Annotated in this window: 20 protein-coding genes, 1 other RNA gene and 1 pseudogene; 5 read left to right on the plus strand and 17 right to left on the minus strand. The window is 40.7% G+C overall.

The window, feature by feature from the left end; all coding sequences use genetic code 11:
• Positions 1-101 precede the first annotated feature (101 nt).
• From P5G49_RS14590 to menC, 4 genes are all read right to left on the minus strand, one after another.
• Positions 102-1,109 carry a S66 family peptidase gene (locus P5G49_RS14590; protein WP_301244917.1) on the minus strand — a complete coding sequence of 336 codons (1,008 nt, stop codon included), beginning with the start codon at positions 1,107-1,109 and terminating at the stop codon, positions 102-104.
• Positions 1,110-1,158: 49 nt separating this feature from the next.
• Positions 1,159-1,596 carry a GNAT family N-acetyltransferase gene (locus P5G49_RS14595; RefSeq protein ID WP_301244919.1) on the minus strand — a complete coding sequence of 146 codons (438 nt, stop codon included), beginning with the start codon at positions 1,594-1,596 and terminating at the stop codon, positions 1,159-1,161.
• A 158-nt stretch (positions 1,597-1,754) separates the two neighbouring features.
• A complete protein-coding gene (locus tag P5G49_RS14600) occupies positions 1,755-2,555 on the minus strand; it encodes a DUF6612 family protein (RefSeq protein WP_301244920.1) in 801 nt (266 codons plus the stop codon).
• A gap of 62 nt (positions 2,556-2,617) precedes the next feature.
• Complete coding sequence (menC, locus tag P5G49_RS14605) at positions 2,618-3,724, minus strand: o-succinylbenzoate synthase (RefSeq protein ID WP_301244921.1); 1,107 nt, start codon at positions 3,722-3,724, stop codon at positions 2,618-2,620.
• Positions 3,725-3,840: 116 nt separating this feature from the next.
• On the opposite strand from menC, the gene P5G49_RS14610 reads away from it, so the two are divergent.
• Positions 3,841-4,362 (plus strand): transcription repressor NadR, encoded by a 522-nt coding sequence (locus tag P5G49_RS14610; protein WP_435877225.1) that lies wholly within the window; start codon positions 3,841-3,843, stop codon positions 4,360-4,362.
• 615 nt (positions 4,363-4,977) lie between these two features.
• On the opposite strand, the gene P5G49_RS14615 is transcribed toward P5G49_RS14610, so the two are convergent.
• Positions 4,978-5,529, minus strand: a complete 552-nt coding sequence (locus P5G49_RS14615; RefSeq protein ID WP_301244925.1) for a DUF4829 domain-containing protein — start codon at positions 5,527-5,529, stop codon at positions 4,978-4,980.
• Positions 5,530-6,015: 486 nt separating this feature from the next.
• Here P5G49_RS14615 and P5G49_RS14620 point away from each other — a divergent pair.
• Positions 6,016-6,158: pseudogene (locus P5G49_RS14620) on the plus strand (IS1595 family transposase); the annotation flags it as partial.
• A gap of 55 nt (positions 6,159-6,213) precedes the next feature.
• The gene (locus P5G49_RS14625) at positions 6,214-6,816 is read left to right on the plus strand and encodes a phosphoglycerate mutase family protein (protein WP_301244927.1); all 603 of its coding nucleotides are present in this window, start codon (positions 6,214-6,216) and stop codon (positions 6,814-6,816) included.
• Between the two features lie 88 nt (positions 6,817-6,904).
• Here the strand turns inward: P5G49_RS14625 and P5G49_RS14630 are convergent, their stop codons facing one another.
• A complete protein-coding gene (locus tag P5G49_RS14630; protein ID WP_301244929.1) occupies positions 6,905-7,534 on the minus strand; it encodes an HD domain-containing protein in 630 nt (209 codons plus the stop codon).
• Between the two features lie 348 nt (positions 7,535-7,882).
• On the opposite strand from P5G49_RS14630, the gene P5G49_RS14635 reads away from it, so the two are divergent.
• On the plus strand, positions 7,883-8,086 hold the full coding sequence (locus tag P5G49_RS14635; protein WP_283731874.1) for a cold-shock protein: 204 nt from the start codon (positions 7,883-7,885) through the stop codon (positions 8,084-8,086).
• Positions 8,087-8,133: 47 nt separating this feature from the next.
• Here P5G49_RS14635 and P5G49_RS14640 read toward each other — a convergent pair whose 3' ends face one another.
• The gene (locus P5G49_RS14640; RefSeq protein WP_301244931.1) at positions 8,134-8,322 is read right to left on the minus strand and encodes a zinc-finger domain-containing protein; all 189 of its coding nucleotides are present in this window, start codon (positions 8,320-8,322) and stop codon (positions 8,134-8,136) included.
• Between the two features lie 80 nt (positions 8,323-8,402).
• On the opposite strand from P5G49_RS14640, the gene P5G49_RS14645 reads away from it, so the two are divergent.
• Positions 8,403-8,798, plus strand: coding sequence for a reverse transcriptase-like protein (locus P5G49_RS14645; protein ID WP_301244932.1), 396 nt, complete (start codon positions 8,403-8,405; stop codon positions 8,796-8,798).
• A gap of 44 nt (positions 8,799-8,842) precedes the next feature.
• Here the strand turns inward: P5G49_RS14645 and P5G49_RS14650 are convergent, their stop codons facing one another.
• The 10 genes from P5G49_RS14650 to P5G49_RS14695 form a co-directional block, all read right to left on the minus strand.
• Positions 8,843-9,436, minus strand: a complete 594-nt coding sequence (locus tag P5G49_RS14650; protein WP_301244934.1) for a metallophosphoesterase family protein — start codon at positions 9,434-9,436, stop codon at positions 8,843-8,845.
• Positions 9,437-9,455: 19 nt separating this feature from the next.
• The gene (locus P5G49_RS14655; protein WP_301244936.1) at positions 9,456-10,277 is read right to left on the minus strand and encodes a sulfurtransferase; all 822 of its coding nucleotides are present in this window, start codon (positions 10,275-10,277) and stop codon (positions 9,456-9,458) included.
• Between the two features lie 14 nt (positions 10,278-10,291).
• Positions 10,292-13,909 (minus strand): dynamin family protein, encoded by a 3,618-nt coding sequence (locus P5G49_RS14660; RefSeq protein ID WP_301244938.1) that lies wholly within the window; start codon positions 13,907-13,909, stop codon positions 10,292-10,294.
• Between the two features lie 129 nt (positions 13,910-14,038).
• On the minus strand, positions 14,039-15,952 hold the full coding sequence (locus P5G49_RS14665; protein ID WP_301244940.1) for an ATP-dependent DNA helicase: 1,914 nt from the start codon (positions 15,950-15,952) through the stop codon (positions 14,039-14,041).
• A gap of 65 nt (positions 15,953-16,017) precedes the next feature.
• Positions 16,018-17,145 carry a THUMP domain-containing class I SAM-dependent RNA methyltransferase gene (locus tag P5G49_RS14670; protein WP_301244942.1) on the minus strand — a complete coding sequence of 376 codons (1,128 nt, stop codon included), beginning with the start codon at positions 17,143-17,145 and terminating at the stop codon, positions 16,018-16,020.
• Between the two features lie 137 nt (positions 17,146-17,282).
• An RNA gene (rnpB, locus tag P5G49_RS14675) (RNase P RNA component class B) lies at positions 17,283-17,677 on the minus strand.
• A 79-nt stretch (positions 17,678-17,756) separates the two neighbouring features.
• Complete coding sequence (gene gpsB, locus P5G49_RS14680; protein WP_301244943.1) at positions 17,757-18,053, minus strand: cell division regulator GpsB; 297 nt, start codon at positions 18,051-18,053, stop codon at positions 17,757-17,759.
• A 108-nt stretch (positions 18,054-18,161) separates the two neighbouring features.
• Positions 18,162-19,421: a ribonuclease H-like domain-containing protein gene (locus P5G49_RS14685; RefSeq protein ID WP_301244944.1), complete on the minus strand. Its 1,260-nt coding sequence runs from the start codon at positions 19,419-19,421 to the stop codon at positions 18,162-18,164.
• A 166-nt stretch (positions 19,422-19,587) separates the two neighbouring features.
• Positions 19,588-21,849, minus strand: coding sequence for a DEAD/DEAH box helicase (locus tag P5G49_RS14690; protein WP_301244946.1), 2,262 nt, complete (start codon positions 21,847-21,849; stop codon positions 19,588-19,590).
• Positions 21,846-22,214, minus strand: a complete 369-nt coding sequence (locus P5G49_RS14695; RefSeq protein WP_301244948.1) for a YppE family protein — start codon at positions 22,212-22,214, stop codon at positions 21,846-21,848. Before P5G49_RS14695 ends, P5G49_RS14690 begins: the two co-directional genes overlap by 4 nt.
• Between the last annotated feature and the right edge of the window lie 142 nt (positions 22,215-22,356).

Genomic DNA, 22,356 nt, shown 5'->3' on the forward strand with positions numbered 1-22,356 from the left:
CATATTCAATGGGCGTTATTGGAAATAAAAATAAAAAAGCAAGTAATAACGCACAGATCAATTGTCTGTGTGTTATTACTTGCCATATTTTCTCGATAAAGTTAACCAAGTGTAGAGAAATCTAACCAGTCTTCCGTACAAAAAACCTTTTTCCTTCCAGCATCTAACTTCACTTTCATACCGATGGCAAGTGGGTGCATGGGGTGGGTGTGAGACGTATCAAAATCAGCTAAAATCGGTATGTCCAATCCATCTAATTGCTCTATTAATAAATCCAACGGCTGTTTGCCTGTATCTAAATCATCGTACTGTTCATGTTTTCCTAAGATAATACCAGCGACTTTATCAAAAATGCCTTGCGCTTTTAGCATGGCGAAATTTTTTTCGACTATTGAGGCGTTTTTCATGCAATCTTCAATCAATAAAATATCGCCTTGCTCAATCAGCGGGAAGTATGGTGAACCAATAAATCCATACATGGCATTTACATTTCCACCTATTAGTCTTCCCTCTGCAACTCCATTATGTCCAGTAATCCATTCATTTTTATACAGCTTTTTCTCTGTCGTTTTTTCTAACCAATTTACTAGTTCATCTGACCAAAAATCTGGCATCGGCACTTCATAAGGTAGCTCATTCTTTTGCATAAAATATTGCTCAAAATAGTGATATGTATCATTTACTAAAGGTTCAAATTCACCAAATGAAGGAACTAACGCAGGACCATAATACGTTGGGATGCCTGTTTTTGAATAAAGTGCGAGCAAGATAGCCGTTGCATCAGAATACCCCACCACTATCTTAGGGTTTTGCTTAAACGCTTCGTAATCAATATATGGCAGCATACTGTTCGAGTTTGTACCCCCAATAGTTGACATTATCATCTTTACACTCGTGTCTTTTATTAACTCATTCAATTCCTCAGCGCGCTCTTTAGGTGAGCCAGAACGATAACCATCCATCTTTCCCGTTAATTTCCCTTCCACAATGGCAAAACCTTTTCCCTCCAAAAAAGATTTTGCCCGATCAAAACGTAATTTTGCCGTCACAGTTGCAGGTGAGGATGGCGTAAATATGCCAATTGTATCACCCTTTTTTAAAAGTTCCATATATAAATCACCTCATAACATAATTCAAAGGTTACCGTTGACCCTAATCTCAAATCATCTTTTTTGAAAATCCAGTGCTCTTACCTACATAGCCATTACTTGTATAAAAGATATGTGCCGTTTGACGCTCTGCTCGATTACCACTATTTAATGTTATAGCTACAGCACCTTCTTGAATTGCCCATTCTTCACATGCTTTTAAAAGCTTTGTTCCAATCCCTTGCTTCCGTTGGTTGGAACTTACGACAAACGCGATAATACGCACATATATACCAGTGAATTCAAAAGCAAGTACCTTACACATCCCTGCAAAACCTATAACTTGATTGTTTTTAACAGCTACTAATGCTTCATAATCTACATGTTTTCCTAGTAATTCCAATCGTTTCGTTAAATCTTCAAGTGTTGTTGGATAACCTAATTCACTCATCAATTCGACTAAATCTGTGTAATCTTTTGGTTCTATTTCTCTAATTTCAATGGTCAATAATATCACCGTCCTGGATATCCAACTTATGTCACCTATATAACTATTGAAAGTGTAGCATACCCAGATAGTTTTAAGTAATACTCTGTTAAATGAATCAATGAAAAATAAAAAGCATCTATCCATGGACTAACCCTGGACAGATGCCGCTTTTAATATTATTTAGATGTCAGATCCTTAACTTCCTTCGGCAATTCGAAATTCTCTGCGTCATTGAAATAACTATATGTCGCATTCAACTTCTGTTGGGACCTATACGAATTGCTATCGCTGTATGTCTTTATATAAGAAGACATTGTAAAGCCAGTTACGTAAAGAGTTCGGTTATTGAATGTAATGACAATATCCAATCTGTCGACCATGTCAAACCCTTCTTGACTTGAACCAACATCAGGGAAAATCTCCTTAAATCGCTTTAACTGATTTCGGTCCAACGATAATTTCAAGGCGTATCCGTAATCGATCGGTTGAAGAATAAAATCATCCCCGAACTCTCTGAACTTGGATAGGTCAACGATTGGATTGACGCCCGATACTAACGTGCCGAACAGTTCGGCAATCGAGCCGGAAGCCAATTCATCCCATTTCTTATTTTTGTCGTCAGTTACAAACACACGGTCATCCATTCGGTATACATCCATATTCCATGGCGCTGTGCCGCGAGGAGTAACCTTCGTCTGTGTATGAACCTTTACAGGGTTAAGAAAGGCAACCGTGCTCATATCGAATTTGACACCGGCCCTTTCTGGATTCTCCAGATCACCATCTTTAACGGTAACTTCCGTTTCGTCATAGACGATATGCGATTGGACGGATTTCAAAGACGTTTCCATCGCCTCTTGCGATTTATCCAACAAATCTCCGGCCGTCATTACATTCTGGGCCTTTCCCGTATAGCTACAAGCAGCAAGCAGAAGCAGCATAGAGCTTACCGCGAGAGCGTTAATTATTTTTTTCACATTAAACTCCCTCTCTACAAAAACCTACATTCATTTTACTGGAAAAACTATCATTCATCAATCTATTCGAAATGATAACTAACAGTGGTAAATTCATCGATTGTCTGAAAATCTGGCGAATAGCCAATGCCGGGCGCATCCGGAACAGTGATGAAACCATCTTCCACAACCACTTCAGGCTTAATAATATCCTCTTCCCAATAACGGGAAGAGCCCGCAGTATCTCCAGGAAAAACGAAATTCGGTAATGTCGTCAAAGCAATATTATGGGCGCGCCCAATTCCAGCCTCAAGCATGCCTCCGCACCAAACGGGAATCCCATTTGCCATACAATAATCATGGATTCTCTTTGCTTCCGATAACCCGCCTACTCTTCCGATTTTCACATTGATGACTTTTGTACTCCCCATCTCAACCGCCTTCCGCACATCTTCCAATGAAAGAATACTTTCGTCAAGGCAAATCGGTGTTTTAAGCTCCTTTTGTAAAACAGCATGATCGAAAATATCATCATAAGCAAGCGGCTGCTCAATCATTAGGAGGTTAAATTCATCTAACTGCTTCAGCAGATCGATATCGTCCAACGAATATGCCGAATTGGCGTCTGCCATAAGTGGGACATTCGGAAAAGCTTCCCTCAACCCACGAATTACATCAATATCGGCACCCGGTTTGATTTTCACTTTAATCCGTTTATACCCTTCATCCAAATAACCTTGTACTTTTTCGATTAAACGTGCCAAGTTTTCTTGAATGCCTATACTAATCCCGACTTCAATCTGCTCCCGATTGCCACCTAAAGCCTCGGCTAATGAAATCCCCTTCCGCTTTGCATAAAGATCCCACACAGCGCCCTCGATAGCGGCTTTCGCCATATTGTTTTTCCGGATAGGAGAAAAAAGAACCCCCACTTCGTCCGGGTGGGTAATTTCCTTTCCAAGCAGAATCGGGATAAGAAAATCACGGATCATATGTAAATTCGTCTCAACTGTTTCTTCTGTATACCACGGGGCATCGAAAGCAACTGACTCCCCCCAGCCGGTATTTCCCTTTTCATCTTTGACTTCCAGCAATAAAAACTGCTTGTCCTGCATCGTTCCGAAGCTCGTTGCAAAAGGCTCCTTCATTCTCATTTTCATTTTACGAACTGTTACTTTTTTAATTTGCAAGCGGGTTCTCCTCCAATTCGTTTAGGTGAACTCTATCGGTGACATTATACACTAACCTTTGAGAGATATGGTAAAATTGAAGTAATGGAGGGATAACATTGACCGTAATTGAAAAAATGCCCGGTGAAGAACGCCGGGAACTAATTTTGGCTACATTGCAAAAAGCCGATAGACCGATGACCGGAAAAGAACTTGGAGAACTGACAAATGTCAGCCGCCAAGTCATCGTTGGAGATATCACTTTATTGAAAGCTAAAAACGAACCAATCATTGCAACAAGTCAAGGCTATATGTATATGCATGCCCCAGTCGGACCCGGGAAAATCGAGAAGACACTAGTCTGTCACCATGCTCCGGAACAGACTGAAGAAGAATTGAATATTCTTGTCGACCACGGCCTAACGGTGAAAGACGTAAAAATCGAACATCCTGTATACGGTGACTTAAGTGCATCAATCATGGTGTCAAACAGGCAGGAAGTAAAAGAATTCATCCGGCAAGTCCAAGAAGCCAATGCTGTATATTTATCGAAGTTAGCGGAAGAAGGCATTCACCTTCACACAGTTATCGCGGAAACTGAACAGCAAATCGAAAAAGCAGAAATCGCATTAAAACAAGCGGGTATCCTCGTAGAATGAAGGATACCCGTTTCGATATTGAAAAGAAGATTGTTTATTATACTTTGGGGAGGGAGCAAGTTGATGATACCGTCTTTTGAATGGAAACAAGAATTGTATTTTATTCTTTGCCTATTGATTATCCCCGTTACTTGTTGCATATTTTTTTATTTTAAACGCCCGAAACTCATATGGATTTCCCCATTAATTATACTTATTGGATTTATAATTGTATCTATAGCCTTCTATCCGTTTTATTTCGAAGATATTTTTAATGGTGAATATGATTTTACAACAATATATTGGTTATTATTTTTCGTTCCTGTTCAGATTATCTTAGCTTTATTATTCACAGGGATAACATATTTCATTATTAAAATGCGGAGCAGAGGATAATAATACTCACTCCCCCGCTGCATTCCAGCCCAATGAACTGGACTTAGCGACCAGTAAGCTTCATAAAAAGATGAAAGCTCTTCCCTGCCAGCCATTTCCTTTTTTTTGATCAATTTCCTGGTTGAATTCCTGCAATCATCTTTACACGGGCATCATAGTGAATGGGCAGCAAAGGGAGATCAAAACGAGAACTTCCGGATCATAAACGAGCTTCCCTGAATCCCTTAGCTGTTCCCTTCATTAATTCAAATACTTCAATCTTCTTTCATCATAGGTTTTCTCATCCTCAGTACCAAACCCATAACCGTCCGAAATAATTGACCTTACCGGGACATGCGGAGACAAAGCTATTTTCCATTCTCCATCTTCCTGAACCAAGGCTATTAAAAAATAATTCATGCCATTAATGAAGTATTCGTTCTGGGAGTACACTTCAAAATCCACACCAACATAATACACTTTGATGTTTTTGAATTTCTCCATGTAATGATACGGTAAAAACTGTTGGAAGTACTCAAAAGGCAGCTCTTTCCACATAACAAGGCTGGCCTTTTCAATATTAAACAATCCAAGTCTCTGGATTTGATTTTCCCTATCGGCAATAAAGTCCAATAAATCCTTTTCAGTTTTCTTATCCCACCGGGAAATCGCTTTTTCCAACTGTTTCTTATTCAAATCATCAAAATAAGAACGGATGACTTGTTCTGGCGACCCGATTTCTTCGGCGTTGATAGGAAAAGAATATGCTGAAAAGCAAATAACTAATGCTATAACTAAAATTCTTAGTTTCATACCACGACAGCTCCTATTACAATTTACACATAGATTGTCCTATTTATTTCATTAAATCCGTACAATATGGGTATAGCTATACTACCTATCTATCTGATGAAGTAGTATACTCTGATAAATAATGCAAATGTAGATCAAATTATTTCTGCTACCTACGCTTCCAAGAATTTCGGAAAGGTAAGAAAAAAGAATCCCCACAATTCATTTCCGAAATAATGTAGTCGACACAGTCATTTTAGATTATAAAGCGTACGAAGAAATGTATGCTGAAATTCAAGCACTTCGAGAATTAACTTGGGAAGTAAACATTGCAAACCGTCTTGAAAAGCCAGATATACTAAGGTCATATATTCTTTGGAAGAAGTTACGAGTGAGGAAGAATATAATAGGTTCTATGATATCGATTCAGACTCAATTTCTGACGAGGAATTATTCGAATAAGTCATGTCCGAAAATTTCGAAGTTGTGTCGTGGTGGGAAAACGGGAACTACCTTGAGTCGTTCTTATTTGTTGATAGTCGCAGTAATGTAAGCACAAAACAGCATATAAAAGAATTTCGATTAACATCATTTGTATTTGAAATGACGATACTTATGATAGCTTACACCTCTCAAAATTCAGTGTTTAGTGAGCAAAATCGTATATTAAAAAATACTTGGTTACAAATTTAATAGGAGAGCCGTATGGAAATAACATTAGTAAGACATGGTAAATCTTTGTGGGATGAAAATAAGCCTATAACTTGTCAAGAGTTTAAAGTTTGGGTTGAAAAATATGATTGGCATGGAGTGTTTGAAGAGAAATCTTATCCTTCGGAAACTCTTGAAAAGTTAGGTGTAGCAAATATTGTATTTACAAGTGATTTGAAAAGGGCGATAGAGTCAGCGAAGTTTTTGAGTCCCAACTTGCAAACTATATCAAACTCATTATTTCGTGAAACAGAATTACCTGTTCCTTTAGCAAAATTATGGGGATTAAAGTTAAATGCAAGTATTTGGACGGTCATTTTGAGATGCCTATGGTTTTGCGGTTATTCAAACCAGTGCGAGTCTTTGAAAGATGCAAAGAGAAGGGCTGAAGAGGCATCAAAGTTTTTAGTTAAACGTGCAAACGAGCATGATAATGTAATATTGGTTGGACATGGATTTTTCAATAAGTTGATTGGGAAAGAACTTAGGAGAATGGGTTGGAATGGAAAGATAAAAACAAGCTCTACACATTGGAATTCTACAACTTATTCCTTAATCAGTAATGTATTAACGGGAGAGGAAACTCTTGATCAGTAAAGAGTTTCCAATATTTTTTTAAAAATCAATATTAATATTTTAAAAAACTGGGTGTTTTCCCAATCCCTCCAAATGTTCATCAGTATTCTTATATTCCAACTTCCCTCTTCAACTGTTCAAGAAAATCAAGCATAAAGACATGCCGCTCTTCCGCCAGCCTTGTCCCTTCCTCTGTAACCATGAGGTCTTTTAATAGTAAGAGCTTCTCATAAAAATGAGTGACGGAAGAAGTGTTTTTGGAACGGTATTCAGATTCGGACATAGTTGTTCTCACTATTTCATCCGCATCATACAATTTTCTTCCCCTTGCACCACCAAAAGCGAAAGTCCTTGCAATCCCTATCGCACCGATTGCATCAAGGCGATCCGCATCCCTCAAAATCGCCCCTTCAATTGAAACGATCTCTTCCTCATTTCCTCCATTGAATGAAACACTCTTAATCGTTTCCAAGACACGAAATGTCGTTTCATCATCAACACCTGATGATTGCAATAAATCAAGTGCCGTTATATGATTCACCATTTTATATTTTGGGTCATCAACATCATGAAGAAGAGCCGCAAGCCTTACAATCGCCATATTAGCTTCCGGCAAAGTCCCCGCAATCGCCTCTGCATTTCTCATTACTCGCAAAATATGATCAAAATCATGACTCGCATCAAACTGCTCATAAATCTCAATCACTTGCCCCGTACATTTTTCAATAATCTGTTCCATCTAAGCACCAACTTTCTATATACTGAAAAGCTATGGTTTTCATATTATCTTGGTAAAAAGAACTTGTTATCTATTGGAATTTCCGTTGATTGAAGCGAAAGGCGGCGACTCCTGGGGGATAAGCGGGACAGGTGAGACCCCGCAGTGTCGCGTAGCGACCGAGGAGGCTCACCGCCCGCCCCCCGGAAAGCGTCCGCCTGTAGCGGAAATCAACAGTTCTACATAGCTTATTTAACACTCGTTAGAAAATTCAAACCATATCATTGACGTATATTGTCGATTCATGTATAGTAAATTCAACCATGTCAATAATGGGATAGACATTGAATTGCCGAGGGAGGAATAAACATGTACCAAGGTAAAGTAAAATGGTTTAGTAACGAAAAAGGATATGGTTTTATCGAAACCGACAATGGCGAAGATGTATTTGTACACTACACTGGTATTATGTCAGATGGGTTCAAAACGTTGGATGAAGGCCAGACCGTCTCCTTCGAAATCATTGAAGGTAACCGTGGTCCCCAAGCGGCAAATGTCTTAAGTATCAGCTAAAATGAAAATTGAATGTAAATATCCCGCCACAAGCTTTTGGCGGGGTATTATTTTGTCAATTTATTCATTTCATTACCTAAAAATTGCAATTGCTCTCCTATTGTGCAGATTCGAATACAAAAATTATGGGCTCCGGTTTTGCCGATATCCTTCGCCTGTTGCCTTTTCACAAAACAACCTTCACAATACGTATCAAGCACTTCATTTATTTCATTCATGATTGTTAATTTATCCATAATAACCTCCCGTGCCGGTCATTCATTCATTTTAATGTCCGTATCGTGAAATTGCAACTAAGTCTAAGGAGTGAATAAATATGATCGAGTTATACGTAGATGGCGCAAGTGCCGGTAATCCCGGAAAAAGTGGTATCGGAATTTACATCAAAGGAGAAGGAACACAAGTAAAGCTTTCAGAACCGATTGAGCCAACAAATAATCATACGGCTGAATTCATCGCACTCTTGCGCGGCATGGAAGAAGCGGCCAAATTGACGACCGGAATCGTTTCAGCACGCTCGGATTCAAAAGCAGTCGTTTCCGCTGTTGAAAATGAATTCGTGAAAAACAAACTACATAAAGGGTTTTTGAATGAAATCCTGTCGATTGCGAAAACATTCGAATTCTTCTTCATTAAATGGATCCCAGATACTGAAAACCGTGCAGCTGATGCACTCGCAAGGGAAGCAATCCATCAGCAAACCGATTCCTAACCCGATAAAAAATAGTTGCCGCCAAGAGGATTGGCGGCAAATGATTATTCCGCTTTCATGAAAGTCACAGTATTATCGGTGCTGTCGTACAAAACCCATTCCCGATCATTGACAACCGCCCCAACATTGACAAGCGTCTGTCCATCGCTGATTTTTTTCGGGTGCTCAAACAGCACTTCTTCTTCTTTTCCATTATGCACGAACCCGGATTGATGGCTATGCCCATAGAACGTCAGCGGCTTCACTGTATCTGCCTTCAGTAAAGACCAAGGTTCCCCACCCCATGTCCATTGATGTCCATGGATGACTTCCGCATTTCCAAGTTCCATTTTCTCCGGCATCTCGGATAACATTTTGAGCAGCGGGTCATTTGCTTCAGTAATCAGTAAGATACGCTCCTCCTGATTCCCTCTTACAGATGGAAAAGTAAGTAATTCCTTAAAGCCATCTGGCAGTAACATTACTTCAGACAGGCTGCTGTACTTATGTTCAGTGATATTACGTTTACTGATGGTACATTCAAACAAGTCACCCGTTCCGATTAAAACGGCATCAGGTGCTTGTTTATTTATATGGTTAAGCACTTTTTTCAAATCTTCTTTAGAGGAATGGATATCCCCGATAATCGCGTATTGCATCTGTGGTACCTCCGACCGTTCAACCTTTTTCTACTTCTATGGAATCTCTGGAAATCCAATCACTATAACTTCCAACATACAGTTTTACATGATCATATCCATTATGTTTCAGCATGGCGTATAACGGTGTAGCCGTAACCCCGCTGCCGCAATAGACGGTAATTTCGTCTTCCTGATTGACTACTTTTGAAAGTTGATCTTTCACGTCACTTCCCAAGTCATATGCTCCATCCTTCTTGAGTTGTTCCCAGTCGAAATTCAATGCCCCGGGAATATGCCCTGCAATCGGGTCAATCGGTTCCACTTCCCCGCGATACCTTTCCGCGGATCGCGCATCGACCAAGACATTACCAGTTTCCCCCGCCACTGTCTTTTCAACAAATTGGCGGGAAGCGAAAATGGATTCATTCCATTTTGGGACAACTTTCGAAGGCAAAGGCTTTGTGAATTCATCGGAAACTGCAACACCTAAGGTTTTTAACTGATCAAAACCTTCAATAGCTATAAATGAATTCTTAAATCCAGCATACTGAAGAATCCACCATGCTCTTGTTGCAAAAGGTGCTCCACCATCATCATAGACCAGTATTAGATCTTCCAGTTCCAGTCCACTTTCCCTGAATAAAGACGTCAATTCTTCTTTATCTGGCAACGGATGTCTACCCGATTTCGATTTCAAATCGGATAGGTCTTTCCCAAGATCCCAATGGACTGCACCTTTAATATGCCCTTCTTCAAACTTCTTTCTCCCCAAATTTGCGTCTTGCAATGAAAACCTTGCATCAATCCATTTAACCCTTTCGACATTTACCTCATTGATCGATTTAAAAACTTCCCCCATCTTAAACATCCCCCTTAACGAATTTTTTCATAAACGGTACGCCACTCCTCTAACTGTTCCGTGTCTTGCAGTAATGAACGCTCCGATTCGATTTGCTGAATACTTTGTGTCAATAAATGAAGTCGTAAACCTTCTGCTTCGGCTTCTATCCATTGATCGGCCCAAAGTTCAAGACGTTCTTTTTCTTTCCCTAAATAGACGGAAGCATCCTGCTTCAAGCGCTCTTCAAGCTGATCCCTCAGAACCAACCGGTCTCCTCTTTCGAAAAATGATTTTTGGTTTTTAAATAAACGGTTAACATCTTTATAAACTGATGGATTCTCAAAAGGTGTTGCGAATGAAAGCATCTCTTTATCTTCCGTTTCATACGGTGACGGTGAAATGGAGGCATCTTTTTCACCAAGGAACCGAATTTCGGCACGCTGACGCTCTTTCAATTGTTTATTCATAAAGTTAAGCATGCGTAAATTGGTGACCTTCAATTCTTGTGTCAGATCAAAACCGACCATTTGCACGGTTTCAGCAAGCGACATGGACAATGCTTTTTCGGCTGGGTAGTTCGCAAAAGTCGAGGGACTGTAGCCCTCTTTGAAAAAGTCGCCGAAACGCAAGAATACACGTTGTAAAATATAGTAAACCAATTCATTCAACTCATTACTTGAAGCTTTGCGGATCACTTGTGCAAAGCCATTTGAAAAATGTGCTCGGATATCTTGCTCAAAGCGGTCCAGCTCAAGCATGCGCTCCGCTTTACGGGACCGGTTCAATTCCGTTCTTTCGATCAAAGTCGCAAGACGATTAACCGTTTTTTCAACCTCTTCTTCTAACGCCTGGACAGCGAGTCCCTTTAAATCATCCTTCAAGAAGTGTTCAAAATGGTTTTCAAATTCATGCATGGAAGGTTCATTTTGCCCAGCAAGTTTTGCCTCCAGTGCTTGCAAACTAGAAATTCCATGAACGCGTGGATGACGGATACCGAATGTCGTTAACTCTTGTTCAACAAATGATTTGACGGCTTCAGCTTCCTCATCATTCGAGGCTAAATCGATTGCATTGACGACAAAGAACATCTTATCCAATTCGAAAGCGTCTTTTACTCGTCCAAGTTGGATCAGGAATTCACGATCCGCTCTTGCAAAGGCGTGATTGTAGTAGGTAATGAAAAGAATCGCGTCCGCGTTTCTTATATAATCGAAAGCGACATCCGTATGCCGGGCATTTATCGAATCAGCCCCCGGTGTGTCAACAAGGGTGATGCCTTGCCTTGTCAATGCACAATCGATAAAGAGGTCAATTGAGTCAACGAAACAGCTACGCTCCTCTTCTGCAACAAATCGTGTGAATTCACTTTCTTCAACATTTATAGTCGTTCCAAGCTTTTCCATGTGAACGGGATAACCCTTTGAAAATGCCCTAATGAATGTTTTATGGATATGCAGGCTTTCATCCTCCAATTCCCGTTTCAGAACTTCACCGGATTTCTTAAATGCTTCTTCAAGTGTCGTTATTGGTACACCTAACTTTTCAAATGAAAATGCAACATCTTCCGTCATCTGATTGACTGATTTCAAATGAACATCCGCAGTGCGATCCTTTTTCCCTATGGATAACGGACGGATCCTATTGATGGCAGCTGTTGTCGGGTTTGGAGAGACAGGTAAAATGCGGTCACCGATCAAAGCATTGGAAAATGAAGATTTCCCAGCACTAAACGCACCGAATAAAGCTACTGTAAATTCCTGTTGGGAAAGACGGTCAGCCTTGTTTCGCAAATAACTTGCTGTTTCCAAAAAGCCTGGAATGTCATTCACTGCTTCCGCTATATGTAAAGCTTGGTCAATGACCTGACTCGCTTCAGTTCTCTCAGATTTCACTTCTTCTATTTGTTCCTCGGGCTTTGACTCAGAAATCACTTCATTTTCCCCTACAGTAAGCTGCTCAGGGTCAATTGTTTTAATTTCTGATTTCTTTTCCCATTCATGAAGGAGTTGACGGCTTTTCTCCTCCAAGCTTGGCGATGGCGTTATAACGCTTGTATTAAAAGTGGATAATTTTTCGTTTATCTCTTCTACCTGTGAGATAGCTGCAAGCTTTTGCTCAAGTGAATGAATCGTTGATAATAATGATTCTGATTGTTCATTCCCAATGGATTCAGCGATGGCAGACATCTCTTTTTTCCACTCATCTGTCTTTTTTCGGATGATATGTTGGATGGACGATTTCATCTGTTCCGCCATATTCAATACGGTATCACCCGTCATTACGTCAGATACATTCAGCTGGGCATCAATTTCATCAAATGGAACAGTCAAATCCATTTCGTCAATTTCAATCGACCGCTCATCGGTCATAAAACCAGCATCTTTCAACACTTTTTTCATTAAAGCCTTCATATGCACTTCGATTTGCGTATGTATTAGTTTTGATAAATTGGCCGTAAGGGCATTCCTTCTATTTTCCTTTTCTTCTGCCGTCTTTTTAGCTCCGAATAGAAAACCAACCTTGAATCTTGGAGATTTTGATTCTAAATATTCTTTTAGCAATTCCCGCGTTTCAAAAGGACTAACGGAAGCGTTTCGTAATAATTCGTTTCGTTCCCTTTCAAATACTGCATAAAACTCATCACCTGTCAGAAGGGCTGCCCGCTTTTTCAACTCTTTCACTTCAGTTAAAATTTCTCCGTGTTGAGACCATTCTTCATCTGAAACCATTTCGGCATAAGCCTGTTTGTGTTCTTCTTTATCGGATTCAAGATAATTTAAATGCTCTTCATTCAACTTCAGTAAAGATAGTTCCGCATTTTTCAAAAAATGCTTTTTCCAGTTTTCCATTGAGCCTTCCACAATACGTTTCACTTTTTCAAAATCATTATGTGGAAGGTCTTTATCCCTTAGAGACGTGTAAAAAATCCCTTTAGGCTCAACTCCCCATAGAGTGAAGGAATCTTCAACGGACTTTTTGAAGTCCTCGAATGGCAACTCGCTCTCTCGATGTTTGTCGATTTGGTTAATGATCAAATAGACATTGGGGTTATAGCGCAATAGTTCTTTTGTGAATTTGAAATTAAGTTCTGATTGGACATGATTATAGTCCATCGTGTAAAAAACGAGATCCGCCAGATGTAGGGCTGATTCAGTAGAAAGCCGGTGTGCATCATCTGTTGAATCGACGCCTGGTGTATCCATAACTGTTATTGCTTCAGGTAATTTGGATGCAGGATGACCGATTTCAACAAGCGCAATTTCTGCACCATCTTTGCTGAAAGATTTGATCGCCGACGGAAAGCCATGACCCTCGTATTTAAACATCGTCCCATCTGTTTTATGAATGATTGCATATTCACTATCTGTTTTTTTCACTTTAACAATATTGGCACTCGTCGGTATTGGACTGGATGGCAATAAATCATCACCAGTCAGTGCATTGATCATTGACGATTTACCTGCTGAAAAATGTCCAGCAAAGCCGATGACAAATTCCTCATCGATTAACTTTCGTGCCAACGACGCTGCTTTCTTCACACGGTCCTCATCATGATTATCTTTAAATAATTGTCCGTAAACTGCTACTTGGTGTAAAACATCATTTTGAGACATTGGATTCTTTCCTTCCCTAATTTCTGCTTCTATCATATCATCTTTTCCAAATGAAATGACCAATAAGAAAGTTGTGAAACATATATATTCTATTGGCTATCACTATTTTCGCATAAGAAAAGCTGTCTCCAATGGGATTCTCCCAAATAAAGACAGCTTGATTCATTATTTATTGATAGGTGATTGGATTTCAACTGGGAAAATACCCGAAATTTCGTTCTTCATCTCCCTATCTTGGCCTTCAAGTGGAATATGGATTGTACCATAGTCATCACTTGTTCGGATGAGTCTCCCCGCACCTTGTCGTAATCTTAACAACATGAACGGAAGGTCGACCTCTTTGAAAGGATTTTCTGCATGCTTTCTTCGTGCGTCAAACAAAGGATCTTGAGGTGGAAATGGCAAATCGTAAATGATGACACGAGTTAAGGCATCATTCGGAACATCCAGCCCCTCCCATAAATGATACGAGCAAAGAACCGATATTTCTTTCTGTTGGAAGTCACGGATCATTGAAGATAATTCCCGTTCCCCTTCAAAAGCAATTTCCTTATGCCCTTCGCCCAACTTCTCTTTGAATTCCTTCATTGATTGTTCTGATTTGAACAGCATGAGTGTTTGCTGCTTCTCTTGCAATAGGTCAAGGACATAATCTGCCTTTTCTCCTTCCTCAAGATCTGCAACAAATACGTCCATCACTTCTTCATAATCAAAAGGAGACTCAACAGAAAACGATAGGAAATCATCGATTCCGAGACTATCCAGCAAATACGTAAAATCCTGGCCGACTGATAGAGTTGCGGATGAAAAGACAATCGGAAGGTTTGAAGAAAATAGTTTTTCCTTTAAAATATCCGTAACAAGTCGCGGCATAATGATAAGCGTCATTTCCCCTTCGGCCTCTTCAACCCAATCGACCGCATCGTTTTCGGAAGTGAATAATTCCATCGAGAAAATATATTGTTCCAAGTATTCCTCAACCATTGTCAAATCGTATTCAGGAATAATATAAAGTTCTCCTTCAAATACAAACTCTTCCAATAATGCAGTAGATACTGCAATGGCCTCTCTACCTACTGAAAGGAGTTCATCGATCTTTTTAATCGCTTTCCGTTCTGTAGTATTTCCAATAGAATTCGCTCGAAGTAGAAGGAAAAAGTGCTCATGTAAGTCGATCAATTGTTCCATCAACCGCAATGTCTCTTCCCGAACTCCATCAACCATTATGCGCTCTAACAAATTAAGCAATGTATTATTTTGCACTTCATATGTGAGAGCACGTTGAGCTGAATATTCAAGAAGATGGCCTTCATCGAAAACAATCATTGATACATCAGGTAACAATGGCAATTGCCCTTGTCGTTTTCTTGAATCTTTCGTCCAAATGTGCTCCATATAGAAATCATGTGAACAAATGATCACATCTGCTGCCTCACGATAATGATTTCGGTGGATTGTCTGACCGCATCTATTCCGGATATCGCAAGCAGCACATTGTTGGATTGGATGGAAATTTATTGTTTTCCATTGATCATCGTTGATGTCAGGATAATCGGATCGTTCCCCATATGGAGAAATAGACTGCATGGATAGGTTTCCCCGAACAAAGTCCGGTAGACTACTTTGTACGTTTTCAGCGAACTCTTCTGTAGTACCATCTACCGTTTCATCCAAACGTTTGAGGCATAAATATTGATCTCTCGCTTTTGCAAGGCGGACATCGATATCGATTTGAAGGGCATCACTAATTTTTCGAATATCGCCTTCTTCTTTAACAAGCTGGTCTATAAGCGTTTCATCTGCACAGGAGATGAGGGCTGGTTTTCCTGTATACCTCGCATAGGCAATGGCTGGCAGTAAATAGGCAATTGTTTTTCCAGTTCCGACACCAGCTTCAGCAAGGAGGACTTTCTTCTCTTTTAGCGCTTGTTCAATTTGGAATGCCATATAGATCTGTTCATCCCTGCATTCAAATCCTTTTTCAGTCAGATCGTCGTATAACGTATCACCAATCCAGTCATTCAAGGATTCGTAGAATGATTTCTCTTTTGACAATGAAAATGGCATTTTTCGTTTCATCTGCGCTTCCCCTTTCCTTTACACATGGAAACGGAAGAGGGCTGGCCTCTTCCGTTAACTATAACTTATTTCCGCTGACCCCAAAATTGATAGAAGTCCGTCCGGATAAATCCATTAAATAATTTCCGTTTCTTCGTAGCTTTTTTACCATACATCGTTTCGAAGTTTTCCAAGGAGGAAAGCATGTATACCGACCAAGAGGGATACTTATCCATAATATGGCCCATGGTCTGTGTAAGTTCCTCTGCTTCCTCGATTTCTCCCAACCGTTCTCCATAAGGAGGATTACCGACAAGAACGCCGTTCAAACCTTCAACCGATAAATCCTTAATATCCCGTTGGTTAAAACGGATCAAATCCATAAAACCGGCTTCAACAGCATTTTGTTGAGCAACTTTCACCATTCTTGAATCGACATCAAAACCTTGTATATCCAGTGGCTGATCGTATTTTGCAAGGTCTTCGGCTTCTTCTCTAATACGATCCCAAATTTCTGCGTTCATCCATGGCCAATGTTCGCTACTAAATTCACGGTTATAGCCAGGTGCAATATTCTGGCCGATCATCGCTGCTTCAATCGGAATTGTACCAGAACCACAAAACGGGTCAACAAATGGTCGGTCAGGATTCCAACGTGTTATTCTTACAAGAGCGGCTGCCAACGTTTCTTTCAGCGGCGCATCCCCTTGTCCGACCCGATAACCGCGCTTATGCAAGCCGGCACCACTTGAATCGATTGTAAGAGTGACCTTATCTTTTAAAATGGATACTTCAAGTTTAAATAATGGACCCGACTCGTCTAAGAATCCTATCCTGCGATATGCAGTTTTCAACCGTTCAACGATTGCTTTTTTTACGATTGCCTGGCAGTCAGGTACGCTATATAGTGTGGATTTCACGGATTTTCCCGCTACTGGGAAATTTGCGTCGACTGGTAAGTATTGTTCCCATGGAAGTGCTTTTGTTTGTTCGAATAGATCATCAAATGTCGTTGCGTTAAATTCTCCAACAATGACGCGTACACGATCGGCGACACGAAGCCACATATTCGTTTTTGCGATTGCTGCCTCGTCGCCTTCAAAATAGATTTTCCCGTTTTCTGTTTGTGTTTGGAAGCCTAATGCTTTCACTTCATCGGCAACAATTGACTCAAGGCCCATCGCTGAAGTGGCAACCAATTTATAATTTGTCATTCATGTCCAACTCCAATTCATAACGTATGTATATGATTATAGTCTGTGTAATTTCAGTCAAATAATTTCCCTATTAATGAAGAAATGCTCTCCAAAACGAAAGGAGAGCATTGATTGTACTATTGAACCATCGTAAATTCGATAAGCCATGTTTTGTTCCCGCGTACTCAAACGGCTTGCGCCTCGTACTTAGGGCGGTAATCATCTATCTACAGACTCATCTTAAAATGATGTCTGTCCCTTCATCTGTTCATTTCCTTCAGAAGAGTGCCCCTACCATAATTTGGGTTTCTCGCTCGTGGGGTTTACCGCGTTCCACCTTAGCCGTTTCCGGATAAGCTACGTCACTGTGGCACTTTTCAGGAGACCTCATCCATATTCGTTGAACGAACTTAGGATTTATCCCCGCCGTCAACGCATCATGCGTTGCCCCGGCTTATTTTTTCGCCGAGCACGAACACTACGGTCTTCTCAGAGCCGTGCGAGCATGGACTTTCCTCTACAACGTAAGTTGCAGCGATTACCTGAATTCACACTATGGTCTCAACAGTATACAGCTTTTTTCATTAAATATCAATTGATTTATTTTTTGTTTTTCTTTTGGAACATGATCATTCGTAGTCGTATAATTTGCTACCAAAAACATGCTTTTCCAAATTCGAAATTCGCTTTAATAAGTCAAAGTTAGTTGTATTCGTGTTTGTTGGAGCTGGTCGTTTCGCTTGTGTAGCAAGTTCATCTTTCAATCTTTCGTTTTCCATTCGCAATTCGGAAATCGTTTTTTTGAAAGCCTCATAATCCTGTATGACCTGGTCAAGGAATAAGTCAACATCTTCCTGATTATATCCGCGTAGACCCGTTTTGAATTCTTTTTCAAGAATTGTTTTCGTATCGAGTTTTATTTCCATAAAATGACGCCCTTCCATCTGTGTTTACGTATCGCAAGTATAGCATATTTTGTATATCCGTGTCTTTTATTTTCAGCGTTAGAAGACGGATTTTGTCGGTTGGTGCGCTTACCCGGGAAATAGCTTCCTTCGTAACCTTATTTCCCTATTCGCAAAATCACTCCCCATCCGTTTTTTGAAACGTTCAGGAATATCGGGATTATTATTTAATAGCTCAATCGCCTTCTTTGTATATTGGAGTGCCATTTCCGGCTCTTTCACTTTATGCTCGTACAGCTTCGCTAATTCCTCCAAAGCTATAATACTTTCTCTACCGTCCAAACCATCAGCAGCAATTTCGAATGAATTGATCGCTTCGGTATGGCGATTCTCCTTTTTAAGGATGAAACCTATATGGAAATGAGCCATAGGTTCTTCCGCTCCAAATTCGGCGATGACGTCTCCAAGTACCTTTTTACTTCGGTCAAAGGATTTTAAATCCCTATACCATTTCCCGATATTTGTTTTGGAATTCGCCGAAGCTGATTGTTGTTCTTCAAGAAGAAGATTGGTGGAACGGATATATAATGTAACAAGTGAAAGGATATCCCATTCATTATGCACAAGGACTTTCATCAGCATTTCAGCACGTCCGTTTTTAACTGCATCTTGATAAATGATTGGGGCCATATATCCGGGGATATCCCCATCGCGGAAGAAACCTAACTGTTCTTCTTCGACGGCGGTAAGTTTGAATGTATCCATTTCATTTTTCCAGATCCGTTTCGAGCCATGCAGCAGATCGATTTCGGTATGCTTCAGTAAAGGGGGCAGGATATCTCGGTTCATCGTCCATCTCGTCTCCACTTGCGGCATATCGAAGCTTTTTCCATTATACATGACGACCGACATCGGGGTTTTCCAGAAATTCGATGCGTAAAGGAAAGCAGCCTCGTGATCAGGTCCAGGTAATACATATTGGGTTAACGTGAAATTCGTTTCAGTGTATTCGATAAAGCCTAATAGGAAAATGAGTGTTCCCGCTCCCTTTAGCCCTGTTGTTTCAGTATCGAAGAAAACAAGGGGGCGTGATAAATCAGGGGAGAGTGGATGAACTTCATTTGCTTCTCGCCAACTTTCCACAGTACCCAATAAACCTGATAGTTTATGCTTTCCATGAAAATGATTCGGTCCGTAATCAACTACGCGTTTGTAGACAATTCCATACTCGTTTTCCTCTTTTGTGAGGCCAGCCGCGAGCCAGTTTTCTTCATAGGGTGGAGAAGGTGGTCTTTTTCGTTTCGGTTCCACCAGCTTTTCATTCGATGGTTCAGCAGGTTTTTTCTTTAGAAGCTTCTTCATCTGCATCAACTTGGCTTCATATGACATCCCGCTCCCCCCTTCTATTTATATAGTTATGGATATAGTAACATAGAATAGAATTGAGGGGTGTAGTATTTAATGGCTTGTTGCTAACGGATCCATTCTATGCAATTTTTCAATCAAAAAAAGAGGGGTCGAAGCCATGATAACAATGCTTCAACCCCTCTATTTATTACGCTAATTCCCGTAGCAACGTACTAACTTGCCGTTTGGCTGTTTTTACGCCTTCTTCCTGAGCACCGATACAGACCGGGCAGCCATTTTCACAGACGCAGCCTGCAACATGTTTTGCCGTTCTGTCGATCAGCTCTTTCCACCTGCCATACAGCTTTTCGCTTAACCCGATTCCGCCTGGATAGCTATCGTAGATGAAGATTGTCGGTTTACCTGTGTGGATAGCCTTTACTTGCGGCACTACATGGATATCCGTTCGATCACAACGGACAAATAACGGGATGAACGATTGAATCGCATATGCAGCCCCAGTCAGTGCGTCAGTCAAATCGGATTCCTTCCATCCTTCCGGCGTGTCGAATGTATACCAAGTAGAAGAGGTATGCAATTCTTCTGCTGGTAGAGTAATAGGACCAGAACCGATATTATCATGCGTATCAAAGCGGATCTTTTTGAATATCGTCGGGATGGCCAACACCGCAATATCGCCGAAAGCGGTAGTCGCTTCGCCTAATTGCTCTCTTTCATCCTCGTTGATGACCTTCAATTCCACCGCCAAGTTCGCATCCGTATAGTAATCGACATCCACTTCCGTTACATATGCCTTCTTCTCTTCCCAATCTAACATCTCCACTTGATATTGCTTACCTTGATGGATATAAATCGCTTCTTCATGCAAAAGGGTCATTGCACTATAGCGATCCATCTCCCCTATTACAACTGTCCCCTTCGGAATCGTTTTGTCGATGATGACGACATTTTCTTGGGACGCAGAACGTAGGCTGATTTCACTTGCAGGGAATCGGTCTGTCATCCAATGCCATTTATCGGATGTTTTTACGAGAACGCCTTCGCTCTCTAAAAATGCAAGTAGTTCTTGGACTTCGAATTCGCCGTATGTTTCCGTCATGGTAAACGGCAATTCGAAGGAAGCGCATTTCAAGTGATCCATAAGAATAAGCATATTATCCGGATGGATCCGAGCTTCTTCTGGTGTTTGTCCTAAAAGATAATCAGGATGTTGAATAATGTATTGGTCAAGTGCCATTGACTGGGCGACATAAATGATTAAAGCATCATCTTGCCTTCTCCCTGCCCTTCCGGCTTGCTGAAAAGCACTTGCGATGTTTCCTGGGTAACCGGTCATGATGCAAGCCTGAAGTTGTCCAATATCAATGCCTAATTCAAGCGCATTTGTACTGACAACTGTTCGGATTTCCCCTTCACGTAAACGTTTTTCAATTTTCCTTCGTTCCGATGGTAAGTAACCGCCCCTGTAGCCCATGATTGTTTCATCGAATAGTTTTTTCTTTGTTAATTCCTTCATATAAGTAACGAGCATCTCCACCCGCACCCTGCTTTTCGCAAAGATGATTGTTTGGATGCTTTCCCTATATAGGAACGAAGCGAGATCTCTAACTTCAAGAATGGCACTTCTACGAATCCCGAATGTTTTATGGACGACTGGCGGGTTATAGAAAACAAAGTGCTTCACTCCAGCCGGAGCACCGTTGTTCGAGATAAGTTCCATTTCCGTACCCGTCAATGTTTCAGCCAACTCTTGAGGATTGGCAATCGTTGCGGATGTACAGATGAAAGTCGGGTTGCAGCCGTAGTAATTGCAAATTCGCTTCAACCTTCTTAATACATGTGCAACATGACTGCCGAATACCCCTTTATACGTATGTAATTCATCAATGATGATGTACTTCAGGTTTTCGAAGAGTGATACCCATTTCGTATGATGCGGTAAAATTCCGGAGTGAAGCATATCCGGATTCGTCAGAACGATATGGCCGGACTTACGAACTTTCGTCCTTAACCCTGGTGCCGTATCTCCGTCATACGTGTAACTCAGGATATTTTCTCCGCTTGACTCAATAAGTCCATGTAAATCCGCTAACTGATCCTGCGCCAACGCTTTTGTCGGAAATAAATAAAGCGCACGTGATGAATCATCTTCCAAAATGCTTTGCAGGACCGGCAAATGATAGCATAAAGATTTCCCTGAAGCAGTCGGCGTCACCGCGGTTATCGAATTTCCTGAAGTGGCATGATCAAATGCTAAACGTTGATGGCTGTAAAGCTTTTCGATTCCTTTCTCCTTAAGCGCCCTTACTATTGAAGGATGAAGACGCGAGGGAAAGGGGGCGTATATTGCGGATTTTCCCGGGATTTTTTGATAGTGGCTAATGTTTGGCGATAATTCAGGATTCGCTAAGAGATGATCGACTACTTCCCGGACACTTCCCTGCTTCATTCAATGTCGCCCCTCTCCAATTGTAGCGCCTCCAATACGGTTTTAAGCGTGTAAGTAGCAGAATTAATGGAAAGAACGAATCGCTTCTTTCCCGTTTTTGCATAAAAGGATTGCACGATGAATTGTTTCATCGATTCGTTTAATGATTCAATTTGATGGATATGGACATATTTCGGTTTTTCAGTGCGTATATATGTCCTCATTTCATCTGTCCATTCATCAACTAATTTATGGTTTGTATCTGCATATGGCTTCACTTCATTAAAAAAATCAGGCTCCCGTTCCATTTCACGCATGGCTAACAGTCTTGGTAGACATTCTTCACATACAGAAAGGAGCCGTTCTGTTTTCTCAATTAGATTCAAGTGATCTCTTCCTTCCCGGATTCTTTCCTTTAGTCTATCAAAATTTCACGGACACACCAAGTTAAACGAACGTATATTCCTTTGGAATTGATGTTAACGTGGAACTTTTAGAAGGATAATCCGTCCAATCATTATGGTATGA

The organism is Sporosarcina highlanderae, assembly GCF_030433715.1.
Lineage (GTDB): Bacteria > Bacillota > Bacilli > Bacillales_A > Planococcaceae > Sporosarcina > Sporosarcina highlanderae.

Excerpts from the sequence above, each read along its gene's own strand:
- P5G49_RS14645 (WP_301244932.1), top strand. The coding sequence starts at position 8,403 with ATGATCGAGTTATACGTAGATGGCGCAAGTGCCGGTAATCCCGGAAAA.
- P5G49_RS14635 (WP_283731874.1), top strand. The coding sequence starts at position 7,883 with ATGTACCAAGGTAAAGTAAAATGGTTTAGTAACGAAAAAGGATATGGT.
- P5G49_RS14590 (WP_301244917.1), bottom strand. The coding sequence starts at position 1,109 with ATGGAACTTTTAAAAAAGGGTGATACAATTGGCATATTTACGCCATCC.
- gpsB (WP_301244943.1), bottom strand. The coding sequence starts at position 18,053 with ATGGAAATAAAACTCGATACGAAAACAATTCTTGAAAAAGAATTCAAA.
- P5G49_RS14685 (WP_301244944.1), bottom strand. The coding sequence starts at position 19,421 with ATGTCATATGAAGCCAAGTTGATGCAGATGAAGAAGCTTCTAAAGAAA.
- P5G49_RS14615 (WP_301244925.1), bottom strand. The coding sequence starts at position 5,529 with ATGAAACTAAGAATTTTAGTTATAGCATTAGTTATTTGCTTTTCAGCA.
- P5G49_RS14690 (WP_301244946.1), bottom strand. The coding sequence starts at position 21,849 with ATGAAGCAGGGAAGTGTCCGGGAAGTAGTCGATCATCTCTTAGCGAAT.
- P5G49_RS14660 (WP_301244938.1), bottom strand. The coding sequence starts at position 13,909 with ATGATAGAAGCAGAAATTAGGGAAGGAAAGAATCCAATGTCTCAAAAT.
- P5G49_RS14650 (WP_301244934.1), bottom strand. The coding sequence starts at position 9,436 with ATGCAATACGCGATTATCGGGGATATCCATTCCTCTAAAGAAGATTTG.
- P5G49_RS14625 (WP_301244927.1), top strand. The coding sequence starts at position 6,214 with ATGGAAATAACATTAGTAAGACATGGTAAATCTTTGTGGGATGAAAAT.
- P5G49_RS14610 (WP_435877225.1), top strand. The coding sequence starts at position 3,841 with ATGCCCGGTGAAGAACGCCGGGAACTAATTTTGGCTACATTGCAAAAA.
- P5G49_RS14640 (WP_301244931.1), bottom strand. The coding sequence starts at position 8,322 with ATGGATAAATTAACAATCATGAATGAAATAAATGAAGTGCTTGATACG.
- P5G49_RS14655 (WP_301244936.1), bottom strand. The coding sequence starts at position 10,277 with ATGGGGGAAGTTTTTAAATCGATCAATGAGGTAAATGTCGAAAGGGTT.
- P5G49_RS14670 (WP_301244942.1), bottom strand. The coding sequence starts at position 17,145 with ATGACAAATTATAAATTGGTTGCCACTTCAGCGATGGGCCTTGAGTCA.
- P5G49_RS14665 (WP_301244940.1), bottom strand. The coding sequence starts at position 15,952 with ATGAAACGAAAAATGCCATTTTCATTGTCAAAAGAGAAATCATTCTAC.
- P5G49_RS14630 (WP_301244929.1), bottom strand. The coding sequence starts at position 7,534 with ATGGAACAGATTATTGAAAAATGTACGGGGCAAGTGATTGAGATTTAT.